At 68.5% G+C, this 1,470-nt stretch carries 1 protein-coding gene; it reads left to right on the forward strand.

All coding sequences use genetic code 11. From position 1 onward, the window contains the following. Positions 1 to 130: 130 nt before the first annotated feature. Positions 131 to 1,393 (forward strand): IS256 family transposase, encoded by a 1,263-nt coding sequence (locus ACIGG8_RS42870; RefSeq protein ID WP_396553996.1) that lies wholly within the window; start codon positions 131 to 133, stop codon positions 1,391 to 1,393. Positions 1,394 to 1,470 lie beyond the last annotated feature (77 nt).

Genomic DNA, 1,470 nt, shown 5'->3' on the forward strand with positions numbered 1-1,470 from the left:
GGGAGTGTCATGAATCAGGTGGACACCCTGATCAAGGGAGACGCTGATGAGCTCGCTGACGGATCACCAGATCGGGTCGGTTCCTGACGGGTCGGTTTCGTCGGAGTCGGGAACTGCCGATGCCTTGGGCATGGGTCCGAGGAAGAACACGGGTGCGTCGGATGTCGTGGCCTCGGTCGCCGAGCTGGCGGCCGAGCAGGCCAGGGCCGGCGGGATGCAGCTGCTCGGCGAGGGCGGACTGCTGCAGCAGCTGACCCGGCACCTGCTCCAGGAAGCGCTGGAGGCCGAGATGGACGAGCACCTGGCCTCGACCGCGGAACCGGGCCGCTCGGCGCGCAAGGGCGGCAACGCACGCAACGGCTACCGGATGAAGACCGTGATGACCGAGGCCGGGCCCGTCACGCTCGAGATCCCGCGGGACCGGGCCGGCACGTTCACACCGAAGGTCGTGCCCCGGCACGCCCGCCGCACCGAAGGTCTGGACAACCTGGTCATCTCGCTTACCGCGAAGGGCCTGACCAGCGGGGAGATCGTCGCGCACCTGGCCGAGGTCTACGGCATGACCACCAGCAAGGAGACCGTCTCCACGATCACCGACCGGGTCCTGGAGGGCATGGCCGACTGGCGCACGCGCCCCCTCGACCCGGTCTATCCAGTGCTGTTCGTAGACGCGGTGAACATCAAGGTCCGCGACGGGCAGGTCGCCAACCAGCCGGTCTACGTCGTCCTCGGCGTCACGGCGGACGGCTACCGCGACATCCTCGGCCTGTGGACCTCCAGCGGCGGCGAGGGCGCCAAGTACTGGCAGTCCGTCCTGACCGAGATCAAGAACCGCGGCGTCAAGGACTGCCTGATCCTCATCTGCGACGGCCTGACCGGGCTGCCCGACGCGGTCGCCCAGGTCTGGCCCCAGACCGTGGTGCAAACGTGCATCGTCCACCTGCTGCGGAACTCCTTCCGCTACACCTCCAAGCGGGACTGGGCGGCAGTCGCCCGCGACCTCAAGCCCGTCTACACCGCGCCGAACGAGGCCGCCGCCCTGGAGCGATTCGCCGAGTTCACCGCGACCTGGGAGGCGTCCTACCCGGCCGTCGTGCGACTGTGGGAGCGGGCCTGGCCCGAGATGGTCCCCTTCCTCGCGTTCGACGCCGAGATCCGAAAGATCATCTGCACGACCAACGCCATCGAGAGCCTCAACTCCCGCTACCGCAGGGCCGCCGGCGCCTGCGGCCACTTCCCCAACGATCAGGCCGCCCTCAAACGGCTCTACCTGGCCACCCTCGCCCTCGACCCCACCGGACGCGGCCGACAACGCTGGAGCAACCGCTGGATGGCCGCCCTCAACGCCTTCGACATCACCTTCGACGGACGCCTGTCCGCCGGACGGGCGTAGGCCACCCGGCCCACGCCCGACAGCAAGATCAACACCTAGTCCAACCGGGTGTCGTACACCTAGATCGTGATAGTCCC

Source organism: Kitasatospora sp. NPDC085464, from assembly GCF_044541955.1.
Lineage (GTDB): Bacteria > Actinomycetota > Actinomycetes > Streptomycetales > Streptomycetaceae > Kitasatospora.

Coding starts and splice junctions, on each gene's coding strand:
- ACIGG8_RS42870 (WP_396553996.1), top strand. CDS start 131: ATGGGTCCGAGGAAGAACACGGGTGCGTCGGATGTCGTGGCCTCGGTC.